This is a genomic window from Gordonia sp. 852002-50395_SCH5434458 (assembly GCF_001665905.1).
Lineage (GTDB): Bacteria > Actinomycetota > Actinomycetes > Mycobacteriales > Mycobacteriaceae > Gordonia > Gordonia jacobaea.
This window is the reverse complement of the sequence record NZ_LZTC01000040.1, coordinates 55,709-74,350: the sequence shown is the minus strand read 5'-3', so window position 1 is coordinate 74,350 and position 18,642 is coordinate 55,709. Positions and strand designations below refer to the sequence as shown.

The 18,642-nt window shown below is 64.8% G+C and carries 14 protein-coding genes and 1 tRNA gene; 6 read left to right on the top strand and 9 right to left on the bottom strand.

What is annotated here, in order from left to right:
- Positions 1 to 67: 67 nt before the first annotated feature.
- Together sigK and A5785_RS08725 are read right to left on the bottom strand one after the other, a co-directional pair.
- Complete coding sequence (gene sigK / locus A5785_RS08730) at positions 68 to 637, bottom strand: ECF RNA polymerase sigma factor SigK (protein WP_049700012.1); 570 nt, start codon at positions 635 to 637, stop codon at positions 68 to 70.
- A 187-nt stretch (positions 638 to 824) separates the two neighbouring features.
- The gene (locus A5785_RS08725) at positions 825 to 2,450 is read right to left on the bottom strand and encodes a dihydroxyacetone kinase family protein (RefSeq protein WP_064865884.1); all 1,626 of its coding nucleotides are present in this window, start codon (positions 2,448 to 2,450) and stop codon (positions 825 to 827) included.
- A 92-nt stretch (positions 2,451 to 2,542) separates the two neighbouring features.
- Here A5785_RS08725 and A5785_RS08720 point away from each other — a divergent pair, with 92 nt between their 5' ends.
- Both A5785_RS08720 and A5785_RS08715 read left to right on the top strand, forming a co-directional pair.
- Positions 2,543 to 3,142 (top strand): DNA-3-methyladenine glycosylase I, encoded by a 600-nt coding sequence (locus A5785_RS08720; protein WP_049700011.1) that lies wholly within the window; start codon positions 2,543 to 2,545, stop codon positions 3,140 to 3,142.
- A gap of 41 nt (positions 3,143 to 3,183) precedes the next feature.
- A complete protein-coding gene (locus tag A5785_RS08715; protein WP_269449573.1) occupies positions 3,184 to 3,546 on the top strand; it encodes a WhiB family transcriptional regulator in 363 nt (120 codons plus the stop codon).
- Between the two features lie 180 nt (positions 3,547 to 3,726).
- Here the strand turns inward: A5785_RS08715 and A5785_RS08710 are convergent, their stop codons facing one another.
- The 4 genes from A5785_RS08710 to A5785_RS08695 all read right to left on the bottom strand — a co-directional run bounded on the left by A5785_RS08710 (position 3,727) and on the right by A5785_RS08695 (position 9,317).
- The gene (locus A5785_RS08710; protein WP_064865882.1) at positions 3,727 to 5,322 is read right to left on the bottom strand and encodes an HNH endonuclease signature motif containing protein; all 1,596 of its coding nucleotides are present in this window, start codon (positions 5,320 to 5,322) and stop codon (positions 3,727 to 3,729) included.
- Between the two features lie 99 nt (positions 5,323 to 5,421).
- Complete coding sequence (locus tag A5785_RS08705; protein ID WP_005203642.1) at positions 5,422 to 6,738, bottom strand: ABC1 kinase family protein; 1,317 nt, start codon at positions 6,736 to 6,738, stop codon at positions 5,422 to 5,424.
- A 67-nt stretch (positions 6,739 to 6,805) separates the two neighbouring features.
- Positions 6,806 to 7,732 carry a hypothetical protein gene (locus A5785_RS08700; RefSeq protein WP_005203641.1) on the bottom strand — a complete coding sequence of 309 codons (927 nt, stop codon included), beginning with the start codon at positions 7,730 to 7,732 and terminating at the stop codon, positions 6,806 to 6,808.
- Between the two features lie 97 nt (positions 7,733 to 7,829).
- Positions 7,830 to 9,317 carry a zinc-dependent metalloprotease gene (locus tag A5785_RS08695; protein ID WP_039854809.1) on the bottom strand — a complete coding sequence of 496 codons (1,488 nt, stop codon included), beginning with the start codon at positions 9,315 to 9,317 and terminating at the stop codon, positions 7,830 to 7,832.
- Between the two features lie 179 nt (positions 9,318 to 9,496).
- On the opposite strand from A5785_RS08695, the gene A5785_RS08690 reads away from it, so the two are divergent.
- Positions 9,497 to 10,534: a YlbL family protein gene (locus A5785_RS08690; RefSeq protein ID WP_005203639.1), complete on the top strand. Its 1,038-nt coding sequence runs from the start codon at positions 9,497 to 9,499 to the stop codon at positions 10,532 to 10,534.
- A 3-nt stretch (positions 10,535 to 10,537) separates the two neighbouring features.
- Here the strand turns inward: A5785_RS08690 and A5785_RS08685 are convergent, their stop codons facing one another.
- Complete coding sequence (locus tag A5785_RS08685) at positions 10,538 to 11,134, bottom strand: PPA1309 family protein (protein WP_039854808.1); 597 nt, start codon at positions 11,132 to 11,134, stop codon at positions 10,538 to 10,540.
- 213 nt (positions 11,135 to 11,347) lie between these two features.
- Here A5785_RS08685 and A5785_RS08680 point away from each other — a divergent pair, with 213 nt between their 5' ends.
- The 3 genes from A5785_RS08680 to A5785_RS08670 all read left to right on the top strand — a co-directional run bounded on the left by A5785_RS08680 (position 11,348) and on the right by A5785_RS08670 (position 16,006).
- Complete coding sequence (locus A5785_RS08680) at positions 11,348 to 14,323, top strand: UPF0182 family protein (RefSeq protein ID WP_064865880.1); 2,976 nt, start codon at positions 11,348 to 11,350, stop codon at positions 14,321 to 14,323.
- A gap of 244 nt (positions 14,324 to 14,567) precedes the next feature.
- Positions 14,568 to 15,815: an MCE family protein gene (locus tag A5785_RS08675; RefSeq protein WP_005203636.1), complete on the top strand. Its 1,248-nt coding sequence runs from the start codon at positions 14,568 to 14,570 to the stop codon at positions 15,813 to 15,815.
- 117 nt (positions 15,816 to 15,932) lie between these two features.
- Positions 15,933 to 16,006 (top strand) — tRNA-Met (locus A5785_RS08670).
- 92 nt (positions 16,007 to 16,098) lie between these two features.
- On the opposite strand, the gene A5785_RS08665 is transcribed toward A5785_RS08670, so the two are convergent.
- Positions 16,099 to 17,664, bottom strand: a complete 1,566-nt coding sequence (locus A5785_RS08665) for an HNH endonuclease signature motif containing protein (protein WP_005203634.1) — start codon at positions 17,662 to 17,664, stop codon at positions 16,099 to 16,101.
- A 141-nt stretch (positions 17,665 to 17,805) separates the two neighbouring features.
- Complete coding sequence (locus A5785_RS08660; protein WP_005203632.1) at positions 17,806 to 18,630, bottom strand: YcnI family copper-binding membrane protein; 825 nt, start codon at positions 18,628 to 18,630, stop codon at positions 17,806 to 17,808.
- Positions 18,631 to 18,642 lie beyond the last annotated feature (12 nt).

Sequence of the window (18,642 nt, the reverse complement as noted above, 5' to 3'; positions counted from 1 at the left end):
CGTGGGTCGGGACCTTTCTTTTGTGAGGGGGCCTTGCGGTTTGGGGACTCTGTGCGCGTTCAGGTGCTCAGGCGGCAGGAACCGCCGCGATGTGCGGCTCGAGACGCTTGAGGGCCTGCCGGATACGCGACTTCGCGGTCGGCAGCGCGACGCCGAGTTCGTCGGCCACCTCGCGGTAGGTCATACCGCGGAAGTAGGCGAGCTCGATGGCTTCGCGCTGCAGTTCGGTCAGCCGTGAGAGCAGGGAACGCACCTCGCGAACGGTTTCGCGACGCTCAGCCGATTCGCTGACGACGTCGTGTTCGATCCGGGTGGACTGTTCGGCCGTGCTGTAGACGTGAAGTCGACGCTTTGCCGCGGTCTCCGAGCGGACCCGGTCGACGGCCCGTCGATGCGCGAGGGTCATCAGCCACCCGAGCGGCGAACCCGACTCCGGGTCGAAAGTGTGCGCCGACCGCCACACCGTGAGGAAGACCTCCTGCGTGGTTTCCTCGCTGAGGCCGCGATCGCGAACGATCCGCAGAACCATGCCGTAGACACGGTGACTGGTTTCGTCGTAGAAGGCGGCGAAGGCGTGCGCGTCTCCCTCCGCGATGCGGGAGAGCAGTGCAGACAGGCGTCCCGTTGAATCACTCATGTCGAGCTCCTGTTGTCGTAGTGCGCAGCGCCGACTTCTCGACGTGGGCTAAACGCTAGGTCTTCGGAGGCGAAGACCGTCAGGGGCAACGGCGGATTGCGACGAACTCGAAACCGAGGGCACTCGCGGTCACGAAGTAATAACGCGACGGGACGTTATAGGTTAACGATTTTCATGGATGAACGCGTCAGTCGTCAGTCAGAGCTTGATAGAGCCAGGAAACGACGAGCGCACCCGGATCGACGACGCCGCGCGCATTCTCGCCGACGTAGCTCGCGCGCCCCTTCGTTGCGGTTGTGTCACGCGTGGATTCGGCGCCATCAGCAGCCTTCTGGGCGACGTCGGCGAGAGAGTCGCCATTCTCCAACGCGTCGACGGCCGGGCTGAGAGCGTCGACCATCGTGTTGTCGCCGACCTGGGCGCCGCCGAGATCCTGGATCTCTGCGAGCGCATGCGAGGAGCCCTCGCGGATTGCGGCCTCGACGTCGTCTGTCTCGGAGAAGGCGTTGGCCAACTCGCGGAATAGCACGCCGAAGATGACGCCGGACGTCCCGCCGGAGCGGACGAGATACGACGTGCTGATGGCGTTCAATACCTGGCTGTCGGTACCGCGCACCGGAAGGCTGAAGTGAGACAGGGCGGCTTCCATGTTGGTTCCGAAATCGCCGTCACCTGCCTTTTGGTCGAGCTCGGTCAGATCGTCGATCGACTCCTGGACGTGTCGGACAAAGCGTGTCAGCCACTCGTTCTCAGCTCCGTCGTCTGCGGAGTCCGACGGTTCGGCGAACGTGGTGTCGCTCAGCGGGGCGGTACCACGCGCCGGATTGGCCGCCCATCCCGGCGCGGTGGTCGGGGCGTCGAAGAGCGACACGATCTCGTCGTCGGCTCGCAGCAGGGTGATCGAGACGCCACGCATGTCGAGGGCCGTGACGAATGTTCCTACCATCGGCCTGGCGATGGAGATCCCGCGACGATCAAGGTCTGCGACGACCTCACCGAACACGAGGTCGAGTTCGAGTGGGTGGGCGGCGCCCAAGCCGTTGACCAGGCAAATCACTTCTTCGCCGTGGGTGAGTGAGAGTGCGTCGACCAGCGGGTCGACCATGCGATTGACCAGTTCACGGGCACCGACGCGGGCGGTGCGTTCACGCCCGGCTTCGCCGTGGATGCCCACTCCGAACTCCATCTCGTCGGCGTCGAGCTCGAAGGTCGGCGCAGACTTCGACGGCATGGTGCACGCGTGATAGGCCACCGAGATGCTGCGGGCGTTGTCCGCTACTCGCCGGCCGATGTCGGCAACGGTGCCGAGATCGTCGCCGCGAGATGCTGCGGCTCCACAGATCTTCTCGACCAGGATCGTCGCTCCGGTTCCTCGACGACCGGGGCCGGTTGCGGAGTCGGATGCCACGTCGTCGGCGACGATCACATGATCGGTCTCGATGTCGTCGCGCACCAGGTGCCGCGCGATGCGGAAGTTCATGACGTCGCCGGTGTAGTTCTTCACGATGTGCAGCACGCCCGCGCCGCGGTCCGCCCACCGTGTGGCACCGACGATCTGCAGGGCATTGGGCGAGGTGAAGACCAGTCCGGGGCATCCGGCGTCGAGCATGCCGGTGCCGATCATTCCGGAGTGCATGGGTTCGTGGCCTGACCCGCCGCCGGAGACGAGGGCGACGTTGCTTTCGCCGTCGCGCTCGCGCAGGTGGAGGAAACCGGGGTCGGACTGCCAGACGATGTCGGGGTGAGCGGCGACAAAACCGCGGAGCGAGTCGGTGATGAAGGTGCCCGGTGAATTCAGGATGTAGTCGCTCACGCAATCCACCGTATCGGTAAAGCGGATGGAGGTGCCGATCGTGTCGGAGTCCCGCGATACGCTCGGCGGCGGCGGACTGGGAGGCAGGACACATGGTGGACGTGATCGTTGGCGACGATGGCTTGTCGCGCTGCACGTGGGCAGCGGTCGAGCCCGAGACGACCTATCACGACACGGAGTGGGGATTTCCGCTCACCGGCGACACCGCGCTGTTCGAGCGGGTCTGCCTCGAAGGCTTCCAGTCCGGCCTGAGCTGGCGAACGATCCTCACCAAGCGCGAAAACTTCCGAGCCGCATTCGCAGGTTTCGACGTCGAGAAGGTCGCGCGCTTCACCGAGCGTGACGTCGAACGTCTTCTCGGCGACGCCGGGATCATTCGTCATCGAGGCAAGATCGAAGCGTCGATCAACAATGCGCGTCGGGCGAGCGAACTCATCGATGCCGAGGGGTCGTTGGAATCCTTCTTCTGGCGATATGCGCCTGCGGCAGAACATATTCCGGGTTCGATGACGCTGTCCGAGGATTCGACGAGGCTCTCGAAAGATCTCAAGAAGCGCGGCTGGAAGTTTGTCGGTCCGACCACGATGTTCGCGCTGATGCAGGCGTCGGGGATGGTCAACGACCACGCCTACGACTGCGTGACCCGGCCGACAGTTGCCGCGGCCATCGAGGACTACCTGGCGTTGCAGTGACCCTTGACTTCGAGTGAGGTTGAGCTTTTAGCCTCGTCAGCATGACCGCCGATGCCAGATGTTCATCGCACCACCCACGCGCCATGCGTCGCGCGCACGTGCCGTCATCGCCAACTCCCGGCGTGCTGCGGACCTGCGGCGGCCTGCACTGTGTCGGTGCGGCACCGAGCGCATCGACCCTTCCGTGTCAGGAAGCCGACGCCGACCTGTGGTTCGCCGAAGACCCTCGTGACCTCGAGCGTGCCAAGGCGATGTGCGCCGACTGCCCGCTGCGGGCGCAGTGCCTGCAGGCTGCGCTTGATCGTGCCGAGCCCTGGGGTGTGTGGGGCGGCGAGATCTTCGAGCGTGGTGCGGTGATCGCGCGCAAGCGTCCTCCCGGCCGCCCGCGCAAGTCCGCGGCCTGACATGGACGGGCACGACCCCCCGGCTGTAGCCCCCGAGACGGTGTCTGGGGCTGGCGCTCGCGCGGGCGCCGAGCGATCCGTATGACGTTGACCCCGGAAATGGGCCCTGATTGTCATACGGATCTGGCTGTCATACGGATCGGGCCCATGCGACAAGACGATGTCACCCCGGCCAGGTGGTCACCGTGGGTAGGTGGTGATGGTTTCGCCTGTGCGGGTGCTGGTCCATGTGATGGAGAGGTCGGTGTGCATGGTGGGTGTCCAGAAGCCGAGGTGTTTGCGTTGGTGGTCGGGTCCGCAGAGGGGGACGAGGTTGAACAGCACGGTCCAGCCACCGGCGTGGGGGTCGGCGTGGTTGAACTTGACCAGGTGGTCGAGTTCGGTGTGTTCGGCGGGTTTTCCGCATTCGGGGTATCGGCATACTCCGTGCAGGGCGATGACCTGTTCGCGTAGCCAGTCGGGTGGTCGGTATCGCAGCGCCCATGGTGGTGGTGCTGGGTAGCCGCCGTGTCCGGTGGGGTCGGCGGGAGGTGCGGGATTGTCGGGCAGCCCCCATGAGGCGAGGTTGGATGCCATCGCGGCGAGGTTGAGCCCTGGCGAGGTGAGGTTCGACGCGGTGAGGTCGGGAAACACGACGGTCCGTGCGATGACGCCTGCCGCGAGTTCGGCGGCGTGGGCGGGGTCGATTGCGCCGAAGCCGACGAGCCGTGGAATCGCGACGCCGGCGGGGTCGATGAGCACTTCGAGCGCTGTCTGTTGCGCGGGCTCGACCACAGGCTCATCGGCGACTGGTTCATCGCACGTCGCGCCGACCTCGGCGTCGGGCAGATCCTCCGCGGGTGTCTCGTCTGCGTCAGTCACACCTGTGTCGGTCTCGCCGCTGTCGGGCTCGTCGAACGGTGCTGCATCGTCGAATGGTGCTGTGTCGCAGTCTGTTTCAGCGTCGGATAGCGTGGTGGGGCAGTCGGGGTTGCCGCACTGGCAGGTGAGGTGGGCGCCGGGCAGGCCTTGGATGTCGGCGAGGGCGGCGACGCGGCGTCGGCCTGGGGTGCGGGGGTCCTCGGCACAGAGTCGTTCGGCGATGAGTGCGGAGATACGGGTGGCGAGGTGGAGGCCTTGTTCGGCGGGTAGGCAGCCGTCGAGGGTGACGTGTCCGTGTGTGTCGGGTCGGATGTGGATGTTCTGGTTGCGGTCGGCGAAGTCGCGGCGGGCATCCGCGGCGGCGTCGGGGTCGAGGGCGATCACGAGTTCGGCGAGTTGATCGCGCAGGGTGGAGTCGGCGGAGGTGCGTCGGGCGAGTTCGAGGGCGAGTGGTTCGGCCTGCGCCCGCAGCGACGAGTCGAGCACCGACAGTTGGTCGGCGACGATCTCGATGCGGGACAACCGGATGTGGCCGTCGAGGAAGGCGAGGGCGGTCGCGGGGAGGTCGGTGAGGTGGGCGCCGAGGATGGCGTAGCGGCGCGCGAGTGAGCGGGATATGCCGAGTTGGAGTGACATTTCGGCGATCGCTGCTTTGTCGACGGCGTGGTGAGTGTGCGGTCGGGTGGCGGCGACGACGAGCATGTCGTCGGCGATCGATTCGCCGATGCGGAAGGCCATGAGCGCGGTGCGTGCTTCGGCTTGGCGTGCCAGCCGTTGGGTGGTGCGGGCGACGTCGTTGAGTTCGGCACCGGACAGGTGACTGATCGTGTCGATGTCGTCGGCGGTGAACGACAGTGGCGAATGCGGGAACGGTGACGTCGGGGCGTGGTCGTCGATGATGTCGGTAATGGCCACCCCTTTTTGCCGTGTTGTTGGTGATCGCTTGTGTGTTCGATCTGACAACAACGCTACAGGGTGGGTACGACAATTCGGACAGCGTGGAGAGCGGAGAACTCAGTCGGCGAGCCCCGGCACCCACTTCTCCATGATCGCCCGGTAGGGGGCCTCGGCGTCGAGTTGCGAGGCGATGCCGACGCAGCCCGCGAGGACACGGAACACCATCACATACTGCTTGGGCACGTTGAGGTTTCGCGACGTCTTGTACACATCGCCGCGCACGTCGGTTGCCTTACCCGCGGCGCGTTGGAGCCACTTACGGGTGAAGTGGAATGACTCGGTGTAGAGCGGGTCGACGTAAGGCTTCAGGTAGGCCTCGATGTCGGTGGGGCTGACCCGGTCGGCGCGGGACCGCAGGATGAAGCCTGCCTTGATCATCTCTTCGGTCAGCTCGTCGTACTGCTTGTCCCGAGCGAGCCGCAGGATGGGACCGGTTTCCGGAGGCAGTCCGTTGGGGTAGTGGCCGACGGCGCCGAAGTCGAGTACGCCGAAGCGACCGTCGTCGGTGATGAAGAAATTGCCCGGATGCGGATCGCCGTGCAGAAGTCCGACACGGAACGGTGAGCTCACCTCGAACGTCGCCATGCGTGCGGCGGCCTCGTTACGGGTGGCCTGATCGCCGGAGGTGATGATTTTCGAGAGCGGCGTGCCGTCGAGCCACTCCGACACGACCACCTTGGGTGCGCTCGCGATGACCTTGGGGATGACGAAATCGGAGTCGCCGTCGAATGCCTTCGCGAAGGCGCGCTGATTATCGGCCTCGCCGAGATAGTCGAGCTCGGCCTCGGTGCGGTCGATGAGTTCGTCCATCATCGCCTTGACGTCCGTACCGGGCGAGAGCTTCTGCAGCAGCCCCGACATCCTCGACAACGTCTTGAGGTCGGCTTTCAATGCGTGGTCGGCGCCGGGGTACTGCACCTTGACGGCGACCTCCCGGCCGTCGGACCAGATGCCCTTGTGGACCTGACCGATGCTTGCCGACGCCGCGGGCTCGTCGGAGAACTCGCGGAAGCGCTGACGCCATTTGGTGCCGAGTTGTTGGTCGAGAACCTTGTGGACCTTCGGCGCGGGTAGCGGGGGAGCCTCGGCCTGCAGTTTGGTGAGCGCTTCACGGAAGGGTTCGCCGAGCTCGTCGGGAATCGCGGCCTCCATGATGGACATGGCCTGGCCGACTTTCATCGCGCCGCCCTTGAGCTCGCCGAGCACCGAGAACAGTTGGTCGGCGGCCTTCTCCAAGAGTTCCTGGTTGACCTCGTCCTTGTCTTTTCCGACCATGCGTTTGCCGAGGCCCGCGGCCGCCCGACCTGCCATACCGATCGGTAGCGTCGCGAGCCGAGCGTTGCGACGATGCTGCCCGCGTGTGATGTCGGTCATGGTGTCCTTTCCCCATCACAGGATAGAGGACCGACCTGAGGATCGGCCTCAGCCATCACTCCTGGAGTTATCCGGCGGCGTCGTATCGGCACCTGCACAGCGGATGTGGAACCCATGTCTTCGTGACGATCCGAGTCGGCTCGGAATGGAGTTCGACGGTGCGCCCGAACAGCTCGGGTTGTCGCGCGCTCTGGGGCGCGCAGATCGCCACGGACAGTTGCTCGATGTGTTCGTGGGCGAGGGCGGCGGTCGCCCGGACCGTGGCCGGCCGTCCGTGACCCGCGACGCGCACCAACTGAGCCGAGACGATCGGCCACTCGGGATCGCGGTCGGCGCGATGCAGATCGATGCACGACAGACAGCTCGTGAGTCGCGGCAAAACCAGGGGTCCGACGATCCCGACCCCATCACGCATCCGCACCTGCAGATGAGGCTTTCCCGCGTCCATGAGACCGGAGACGAGCATCGTGTCGTGTACGAGATAGTCGGTGAGCACCACCAGATCCGTCGGCCATCCCGACACCGGATGCTCGGGCGATGGCCGTCCGCTCGATCGGGTCACGGAGAACCCGGCGTCGGCCAGCGACGTCGCGAGATGTGAACCCAATGGGCCTGAGCCGTGGACGCGGATGCGGCGCAGGCGCTCGTCGATACGACGTGGCGAGGCCAGTCCGTGCAGCGCACGGCCGGCCGCGACCATGTGCTCGAGCAGGGTGGTCAGGTCGTCAGGAGTCAGGCCGGTTGTCGCGAGTTCGCCTGCGACGTCGGACATTCGCTGAGGGCTCTCGAGCGTCACGAGTAGATCCGCGAGTTGGCGTGCCGACACGTCGCGGTCGAGTTCGACCACGATGCCGCTGTCGGGGCCGCTACCGATCTGCAGCCGATTGCCAGGCCGGATGACCACGACGGTGCCCGGAATGACAACCGGCAGAGACTCATCCAACTCAACTGCGACTGCCGTCGATGTCAGCAGTTCACGTGCACGTCGCGCCATGCGGCAACTCTGCCAGCAGAATCGTGGCTCGCGCCGATGAGCGCGACGTTATCCACAGCCGCCGCAGTGCGTCGACCTTTATGCACAGATGTCGCCGTCAGGCGTCGCCGTCGTCCTTCTTGCCGTCGTCCTTCTTGTCCTCACCGCGTTCGCCGTCGGACTCGGGCTTGTCGTCGGAGTCTTTCGCTGCCTCTTCGGCGAGCGTGCGCTCGAGCTCGGCGATTGCCTCGTCGATGCCACCCACGTCGCCGCCGATGACGCGATCGATGAAGCCCGCGGGATTGTCGAGGTCGTCGGCATCGGGCATGAGGTCGGGATGCGCCCAGACGCCGTCGCGGTTGTTGATGTCGCTGGCCTCGGCGAGCTGACGCCACAGGGTCGACGCCTCGCGGACCTTGCGGGGACGCAGCTCGAGTCCGACGAGCGTCGCGAACGTCTGCTCGGCAGGACCGCCGGACGCGCGACGTCGACGCATGGTCTCGGTGAGCGCGGCGGTGCTCGGGATGCGATCAGAAAGTGCCTGTGACACAACCTGTTCCACCCAACCCTCGACGAGTGCGAGTAGCGTCTCGAGCCTGCTCAGCGCAGCCTTCTGCTCGGGAGTCGTTGTGGGCTCGAAGGACGCCGACGAACTCATCAGCTCTTCGAGCTTCGACGGATCGGAGAACAACTGCGCCGGATCGATATTCGCGGTGAGGTCGGTGATTCCACTGAAATCGACGGTGATGCCACGCGCGTACTCCTCGACCGTCGCGAACAGTCGCTGACGCAGCCACGGCACATGCGTGAAGAGGCGCAGATGTGCTGCCTCACGCGCGGCGAGGAAGACGACGATCTCCTGTGCCGGCTGCTCGAGTCCCTCGGCGAACGCCGCGATCGCCTCGGGCAGCAGCACTGCCTCACCCTCGGGTGCGAGCGGCAGACCGATATCTGTGGAGGTCAGAACCTCCTTGGCGAGTTGGCCGAGTCCCTGCCCGAGCTGGGTGCCGAAGGCCATGCCGCTCATCTGGGTCAACATGCCCATCATCGGACCAGCGAACTGCGCTGCCTCGGGAGGCAGGTTCTGCTCCCAGGTACGCGAAAGCTGTTGGGCGACGGGATCGCAGAGGCGCTTCCACGTCGGCATGGTCTCTTCCAGCCACTGCACCGGAGTCCACGCGACGGACTTGCTGACACCGCTGGGCAGTGTGGTCGCGTCGTCGAGCCAGACGTCGGCGAGACGAACCGCGTCGGTGACGGCGTTCGTTTCCCGCTCCAGGACAGGGGTGAAGTTGCCGATCTGTTGGCGGGCGAGGTTCGACGCGAGGTCGTAGTTGACCGGCCCCGATGCCTTGCCCTGACCACCGAATCCGAAGCCTCCAGAACCCATCCCGCTGAGCATGCTGCCGAGCTGGCTGAATACCTGGCCGAGCGCCGCGGGGTCGAGCGACTCACCGCCGAGCGCGAAGCCGAAGGGGTTCTGTGCGGAATCGCCGCCACCAGAGGCGCCGCCGGACGCACCACTGCCCTTGTCGTCGCGGTTCTTGTCGCGGTTGTTGTCGTCACCGTCGCCGGACGGGGAGAAACCGAAGGGCAAATCACTCATGGGTTCCACGGTACCGTCCGAGTCGACCATGGGTGACCTGCACGACGTTCGCCTTGAGCGTAGTTCGCTCATGATCTTCGACGCTGCGCGACGTCGACTCAATCGTGCTCGCTCGCGCCTGCGTGCAAGTGCCCCTCGCGGCGTCGATTATGGTGGGCGGAATGACAGGTCCCGCAACGATGGTGCGGCAGCATTCCCGCCGAATCGCCACCATCGCAGTGACGACGCTGCTCCTTCTCATCCTCATTGTCGTCGGCACAACCGTGCAGGTGCCCTTCGTGGCGCTCGGACCAGGACCGACCGTCAACACGCTGGGCAAGCTCGACGACAAGCCCGTCGTCGACATCACCGGTACCCCCGTCGACCCGACGACCGGAAACCTCAACCTCACGACCGTGTCGGTCAACGACGGCCTCACCCTGTTCGACTCGATCCGCCTGTGGGTCTCCGGCCGCTACACCGTGCAGCCCCGTGAGCAGATCTTCCCGCCCGACCAGACGACGCAGCAGGTTCAGGAACAGAACCAGCAGCAGATGTCCGGGTCGGAGAGCACCGCGACGGCCGCCGCGCTGCGCCACCTCAACCGTCCGACCAAGCTGATCGTCGACTCGGTCGCCGCAGACGGACCGTCGTCGAAGGTGTTGCGTCAGGGCGATCAGATCCTGTCGGTCGGTGGGGCAGCGGTGTCGACGTCGGAGGACGTGCAGTCGGCTGTGCGTAAACAGAAGCCGGGTGCGCAGATCCCGATCGAGATCGATCGCGCGGGCACCAAGCAGACCGTCACGGTCACCGCGGCCGCTCGCCCCGACGACAACGACGTCGCCTACATCGGACTCACGCCGGATGTGGTCAACGCCGACCCCAACCTGAAGATCACCTACAACGTCGGCGACATCGGCGGCCCGTCAGCCGGTCTGATGCTGACACTCGCGGTGATCGACCGCCTCTCAACCGGCGAGCTGACCGGCGGCAAGTTCATCGCGGGCACCGGAACGATCGCCGACGACGGCCAGGTCGGCCCCATCGGCGGCATCACGCACAAGACCCGCGCCGCCCGTGAAGCCGGAGCAAATGTCTTCCTCGTGCCGGAACGCAACTGCACCGAGGCCAAGTCCGACGCTCCCGACGGACTGCAACTGGTCAAGGTGAACTCACTCGACTCCGCGCTCTCTGCACTCGACGACGTGCGCGCAGGCAAGGATGCGCCTCACTGCTGAGTTCTAGCCCTGTGGTCCGCGGTCGTCGAGCGTGGCAGCCAGGGCCGACTGCAGCGTCGACGCCAGTTCTGGATGCGTGAGCAGTTCCATCGGAGCATCGGGATTGTCGTCCGGAGTGGGCTGCAGCCGCATCAACGACAGCGTCTTTCCCCCACGCAGTGCGCCGACCGCCAGGCGTGCCGTGCGCGCCGACGGGTGTCTGCGGGCCGCGGCGCGCGCTGCGGACTCGCTTGCGGCCGGATCGCCGAGGAGTGGTTCGAAAGCGGAGTCCAGGTCACCTTCGGCATCCGGAGGCAAAACGACGATCTCCAGGACCAGCGCCACACCTTCCACCGGCGGGCTCCACGTCGCCGTCGCCAAGAACTCCTCGAGCTGCGCGTAGGGTTCGTCGCCCGCGGCGACCTCGAGTGGCTCCTGCGCGACGGGGCTCAGCGCAGAGTCGTCGTCCTCGTCGACGAGCCCAGGATTCTGCGCGGCGATCAGACTCGTCGGCACGAGCGCGAACACCTGCGGCGGTTGACCCCACCCGCCGAGTTCGACGTGATCGAGCACGTCGTGCAATGCGCGGCCGAGATCGTCGGGGGAGAACTCGTCGGTCATGGCTGTCAATACTGCCTGCTGCGCTACGACGACGTACCGGGACCACGGGATCCAGTGGCACCCGTGCGGGGACAGTACAGTGAATGCCACGATCGCGCTGAGAGGTGCGGCAGCCCCGGAGATGTCCGAAATGACCGAACCGGGTACGCCCTGCAATGATCGTGCTGAGAACACCGATCGCACTGAGAACGATGGCACTGGGAGAGTGGGTTAGTGGGCGTACGCGGGCCGGCGGGCATGCCGACACTGTCGCGCAAGAGCAAGATCGCCATCGGGGTGGGTGTGGCCATCCTCGTGGTGCTGTTGGTGGGGCCACGGCTCGTCAGCATCATCACCGACTGGCTGTGGATGTCCGACGTCGGATACACCGAGGTGTTCTCGACGATCGTCTGGACACGCATCGCGTTGTTCTTCATCGTCGGGATCGTCGCGGGTGGTCTGATCTTCGGTGCCGTTGCGCTGGCCTATCGGTCGCGCCCGGTTTTCGTGCCCGCGAGCGGCCCGAATGATCCGTTGGCGCGGTACCGGGCGTCGATCATGGGCCACATCCGCTGGTACGCGATCATTCCGCCGATTCTCATCGGGCTGGTCTTCGCGCTCGTCGCGCAGGGGTCGTGGGCCACGGTGCAGACCTTCCTTCACGGAACCGAGTTCGGGCAACGCGACCCGCAATTCGGCCTCGACGTCGGGTTCTACGCCTTCGACCTCCCGTTCTATCGGTTCGTGCTCAACATCCTGTTCGTTGTCGTGGTGATCTCGTTCTTCGCGAGCCTGATCACGCACTACCTGTTCGGCGGCATTCGTCTCGGCAGTGGCGGCAACTCGATCACCAATGCCGCCCGTATTCAGTTGGCTGTTCTCGCGGGAACCTTCTTGTTGCTCAAGGCGGTGTCGTACTGGCTCGATCGGTATTCGCTGTTGTCGAGTCAGCGCAAACAGGAGATCTTCACCGGCGCAAGCTACACCGATATCAACGCGGTGTTGCCGTCGAAACTGATCCTCATGGTCGTCGCGATCATCTGTGCCGTCGCGTTCTTTGCGGGCGCGGTGATGCGGGATCTGCGTGTCCCTGCGCTCGCGACCGTGCTGATGTTGTTCACCGCGCTCGTCATGGGCGTCGGGTGGCCGCTGGCGATGGAGCAGTTCTCGGTCAAGCCGAACGCGGCCCAAAAAGAACTCGAATACATCCAACGCAACATGGACGCCACGAAACAGGCATATGGCCTTGTCGACGGCACCAACGTCGAATATCAACGTAATTGGACACAGCAACAGGCAGATCCTGTCGCGGTCAACAACGACAGCGCCACGCTGTCGAATATCCGCATCCTCGATCCGAACGTGATCGAGCCCGCGTTCACCCAGCGTCAGAAGCTCAAGAACTTCTACGGATTTCCGACGCAGCTCGCCGTCGACCGTTACAACGTCGACGGTCAGCAGCGCGATTTCATCGTGGCCGCACGCGAACTCGATCCCAGCAAGTTCGACGCCAACCAGCAGAACTGGATCAACAAGCACACGGTGTTCACGCACGGCAACGGATTCATTGCTGCGCAGGCGAACACCGTCGACGAAGCGTCGTCGGATGCCGAGAGTGATCGCGGTGGCCTGCCGGTCTTCGCGGTGAGCGACCTGGAGAACTACCAGACCGAGAACTACAAGGCCAACGCTCCGATCAAGGTCAGCCAGCCGCGTATCTACTTCGGTGAGCTGATCGCCAAGGTCGATCCCGACTATGCGATCGTCGGCTCGACAGAAGGCGACCGCGAATACGACCTCGACGGCAAGAACTACACCTACAGTGCCGATTCGGGTGTCTCGCTTGGCAACTGGTTCAACCGGATGCTGTATTCGGTCAAGTACACCGAGCGCAACATCCTGCTGTCGAATGCGATCAACTCCAACTCGGAGATCATCTACAACCGTGATCCGCGGGACCGCGTGAAGAAGGTCGCTCCGTGGCTGACCGTCGACTCCAAGACCTATCCGTCGGTGATGGCCGACGGATCGATCAAGTGGATCGTCGACGGCTACACCACCCTTGCGACATATCCGTACGCGCAGAAGACGTCGCTGCAGGATGCGACGACCGACGCCCAGGAGCTCAACCGCGGACAGACGGGCCGGACGCAGGTCAACAAGCAGGTGTCGTACGTGCGCAACTCGGTGAAGGCGACTGTCGACGCCTACACCGGCAAGGTGACCCTGTACGAGGTCGACCAGAACGACCCCGTGCTCAAGACCTGGATGAAGGTCTTCCCAGGAACGGTCAAGCCGCGCAGCGAGTTCGACAAGCAGAAAGACCTCAAACAGCACGTGCGCTATCCCGAGGATCTGTTCAAGATCCAGCGCGCGCTGTTGTCGCGCTATCACGTGTCGGACCCGGGAACGTTCTTCCGCAGCAACGATTTCTGGTCGATCCCGAATGATCCGACGAAGGACGACGCGACGCAGCAGGGTCTGAGTCAGCCGCCGTACTACTTCACCGCGGCATCGCCGCGCGGGCCGCAGGCGGAGTTCCAGTTGACGACGGTGATGAACGGCTTCAACAGCCGATTCCTCTCGGCGTACATGACGGCGTCGTCGGACCCCGACGACTACGGCAAGATCACCGTCAAGACGCTGCCGACGACCAAGCAGACCGTCGGACCGCAGCAGGCGCAAGAGAACATGAAGAGCGCAGGACCCGTGGCATCCGACCGAAAACAGGTCGAGGACACCACCAAGGTCACCTACGGCAATCTGCTCACCCTTCCGGTGGGGCAGAACGGCGTGCTCTACATGGAGCCGATGTACACGCAGTCGAAGACCGACGACTCCGCGATACCGAAGCTCTACCGCGTGCTGGTCTACTACAACGCCGCCAGCGACGAGGCTCGTGTCGGCTACGCGGCGACGGTTGCCGAGGCGCTCAAGCAGGTGGGTATTTCACCCGCCCAGGCGACGACACCCGAAAACGGGCCGGTCGACGTGGGCGACAACGGTCAACAGCCGATCGCGCAGCCGACACAACCGAGCCAGCAGGGGCCGTCGTCTCCGCAGCGTGACGCCGCGGTGAAGGAGATCGGTGCTGCACTCGGCCAGCTCAAGGATGCGCAGAGCAAGGGCGACTTCACCGCGTACGGGCAGGCGCTCGACCGGCTGAACAAGGCTGTGCAGAATTACGAGGCGCTGCCCTCTGGCAACTGACCTCGAGCAACGGTGACTCTCGGCGTCGGACCATAGCGGTCCGGCGCCGAGCGTCGTTGTGGGGTCTTGTCTCGCCGATCTCATTGGGAGCCGAAATGTGCTCTGGCGCACTGAAAGCCGTGGTTCACGGGACCGTCACATCGATCGTTCACGATGCAAGGATCTTCGATGACGATGGCTAATGTGACAATCGCGAGTGCTCGATTAGCCGGGTGCTGATTGTTCGTTGGGGAGGTCGGGGAAGATGCCACCGCTGAGTCGGCTCGCTCGAATCCAGATCGCTGTGCTGATCATCGCCGGACTTGTGGTGTCGATCTTCGCGGGCATCCGCTATGTGCATCTCAATCGTGTTGTCGGCGTGGGGATCTACACGGTCGACGCTCATCTGCCGGATTCCGGTGGCATCTTCACCAACGCCGAGGTCACCTACATGGGCGTGCCCGTCGGTCGTGTCGGCACACTGACGCTCAGGTCGGACGGGGTGACTGTCCCGTTGATTCTCGAATCTTCCGGACCCGACATTCCCGCGAATTCGGTTGCCGTGGTGGCGAATCGGTCGGCCATCGGTGAGCAGTACATCGATCTACGGCCGCAGTCGGGTTCCGGGCCGTACCTGCACGACGGATCGGTCATCACGAAGACCTCTGTCCCGCCGCCGATCGAGGACGTCGTGTCGTCGGCGCTCGACTTCACCTCGTCGATTCCGATCGACGATCTGCACACCGTGATCACCCAGCTCGGCGCGGCGTTCAACGGGCAGGCGGATAACCTCACGCGGCTCGTCGACTCGCTGGGGAAGCTCTCACGCGCCGGGGTTGACTCACTGCCGCAGGCGATCTCGCTGATCAATTCGGCGGACTCCGTTCTCGCGACGCAAGAGGCGCAGTCGGATCAGATCCTGGCGTGGTCGCGCAGCCTTGATCTGATCACCGCGACGCTCGCGTCGTCGGATCCCGATCTGCGCAGGCTGCTGACAACGGGAACGACCTCGGCCACGCAGATCTCCACACTCATCCAGCGCAACGGTGGCGATATCGGCAAGGTGGTCGGTCAACTCTCTGAGGTGGCCCGCACCATCGAGCCCGCCGGCTACAACATCGGCAATACCTTCGCGATGCTCAGTCTGCTGTCGGCACAGGGGCATACGACGGCGCCGGGTGACGGTCAGATCCACTTCGGTGTGGTGCTGGAGACCAATAACCCGCCGGCGTGCACGCAGGGCTATGAGTCGACCGACGCGATGCTCGCGCGGGTTCGACGTGAGAAGCCGACCTTCGACATCAACTACGACGAGTTCCCGTTCAACACAGAGGCGCACTGCACAGCGCCCTTCGGTAACCCGACGGCCGTCCGTGGCGCACAACGAGTTTCAACCGCCAACCCCGACATCCCGCAGCCGTGGGACTCGACGCCGAAGAAGGACCCCGACAAGCTCAACCTCAATCCGCTCGCGCAGCAACTCGCGGGCCTGATGGGCGTGCGGTCGTCGTGACGTCGGTCACCACGACGCTCGCCGAAGCCACTTTTCGACGCATCGCCGCAGGTCAGACCGGCTGGCGCAATGGATTTGCATCTGCGTCGAACGCACCTGTAACGTGGTGTTCACCAACGCGGGGTGGAGCAGCTCGGTAGCTCGCTGGGCTCATAACCCAGAGGTCGCAGGTTCAAATCCTGTCCCCGCTACTAAGAACCGGCCCCGCCGGGACGAGGAACATCGTCCCGGCGGGGCCGGATTCATTGGTGCCAGTGCGGTTCCCGCTCATCGCGAAACCATGTCACCGCGGGTAGGTGACGATCACCTGGCCGCTGCGCCGGCTTCGCCATTCCACTCTTCGGTCGGTGTGGAGCGTCGGAACCCACTCTCCAAGATGTTTCCGCTGGTGATCGGCCCGGCACAGTGGGATGAGGTCGTCGAGTACCGTCCAGCCGCCGGCCTCGGGGTCGGTGTGGTTGAAGGGTCGCCAGTGGTCGAGGTCGCACAGGTGAGAGGGCATGCCGCAGAACGGGTATCGGCACCAGGCGTCATTGGCGAGCACCTCGGCGCGCAACGTGGCGCTGGGTGCATAGGTCAATGCCCCAGGTGGTGGCACGGTGTGAGAACCGTGTCCGGTCGGATCGGCCGGTGGTGCCTGGGGTCGGTCGGAGATCAGCGGGATGAGTGGTCCGGCGGCACGTACGGATTCGGGGTAGTGAATGGTCTTCGCGACGTCGGCGAGGGTGATCGCATAGGTGGGGTCGATCGGCCCGTATCCCTGTAACCGGGGTACAAGCACACCGTCGGGGTCCGTGAGCACTGTCAGCACGGGTGCATCGGGCATCACCATGGCTCGTCCGAACGGGACCGGTGCCTCAGTTGGGGTGTGGGGATCGGTCGGGTCGGGAGCCTCGGGTTCGGCGACGGGCTCCACCGCGTCGGCGGGTTCGACACGTTGGTGTGCGTCGCAAGGTTCCGGCGCACTGGAAGTCTCGACGTCCCGGGCTTCAGGAATGTCATCGTCGGCGGGCTCAGGCAGCAGGGCGTTCCGTGCTGGGCAGGTGTCGAGGCCGCAGTCGCAGGTGAGGTGCGCTCCCGGTACGCCGGTGATCTCGCCGAGCGCGATCACTCGCAGTGGCCCGAGCCGACGGGGATCTTTGCGGCAGGTGCGTTCATCGATCAGCGCGTCGATCTGCGATTTGAGGAACACCCCATAGTGAGCGGGGATGACCGCATCCAGGTTGGAGTGGCCCGCAACCTCCGCGGTGATGGTGACGTCACCCACCAACTCGGCGATGGTGTCGCGTTCCTCGGTGACACTGTCGGGACTCATCGAGATCAACGCGGCGTCGAGCTGTTGGGACAGCACCGGGTCGGTGGTGGCGCGGGCCCCATAGTCCAAGACGATCTCTTCGAACGACATCTCCGAGTCATCACCCTCGATGCAGTCGGGATCGATGTCTCCACCACGTTGGGCAGCGCGCGCCATGATCGAGGCCCGGTTGGTGGAGTAGTCGCCGTTCAGATAGCCGGCGCGGATGAGCGGGAATTTCTCGAGGAGATCCGCCAACGTCACCCAACTCCCGGCCTTGCTTCGAGAGACACCGAATTGCAGAGAGACTTCGGCTCGTCCGAGTTTCTCTGCATGCTCGATCACCGAACCCCACACACTGGTCTCGGACCGACCGGCGAGGTGCTCGCGATACACCCGCTCAGCCAGAGCCGCGCCCGCAAGGACCGTCCGAGCCTCGTGCTTGCGGGACTCGCGCAACAACTCCCGGCCCGTCTCGGTGAGCTCCTCTCGCGACATGGATCTGATCGTGGCGGCGTCGGCATCCGGATCGGTGAACGTCAACACACTGGACATCTGAATAACCTCCCCTCCGCGGCGATCGAACCTATGGGCACAAGTGTACGAAGGAGTACCGACAAATCCGGCACGGCAGCGGCCGGGCTGGAGGAATTTGTGGACAACTTTTTTCGGCGCACCTCGCGCCCCGCCCGCCGATCACCGATGGTCGGCGGCGGCCTTCGACCCGACGCCCGCGTGCTCTGCGGTCTCTGTCTTCGCTAGAGCCTCTGAGTCGCCGGAACTCTCTGGCGCGGTCGAACTTTCGCTTCTCGGCGTGTTGTTCCCGCCCAACCGGCGCCACAGCGCCGCGACGGCAAATACCGCGGCGGCGGCGATCACCAGGCTGACGACGGCGATGACCTTCCACCACGTCGACCCGTCGGACGACTGTTGCTGAGCAACAGTCGAGTTCGCATCGGTGGCCGACGCCGCGCCGTGCGCGGCGTCATGATCGCCCGACGCGGGGCCGAGCGTCACCACGGGTGCGGGGTGTTCTGGTTCCGTCTGGGCGTCGGCCGCCTGTTCGTTCCAGGAGACGACGGTGCCGTTGGCATACCGCTGCTGTGTGGGGAGCGTGACCGACGTCGTGCCTGCGGGCCAACGGCCTCCGGAGAACGCGAAGACACCGTATTCGGTTGGCTTGAGCCCACTCTCGGGGTTGCTGGCTTGCCACGTGATCTTCGAGACGCGCTCGGAGCCGTTGGACTGCGTCTTCTCCGTCGTGGCCGTCCACCCCGGAATCGGTAGTGTACGAACGGAACTGAGATCGACCCCGGTCGGCAGCGTGACGCTGATCGCCGTCGTCGTGGTGTTGTCTTCTTCGCTGGGTACCACGAGTCGTACCTGGCCGTAGCCGCCGGAGCTCGGCTGCGAGGTCGGGTCGACGGTGACATGCGCTGCGGCCACACCGGCGACCGACGTCGTCAACGAAAAGGCAAGTGCGGTAAGGCCGAAAGCGAGCCGACGTGCTGAGCGGTTCATGCTGTTCTCCTG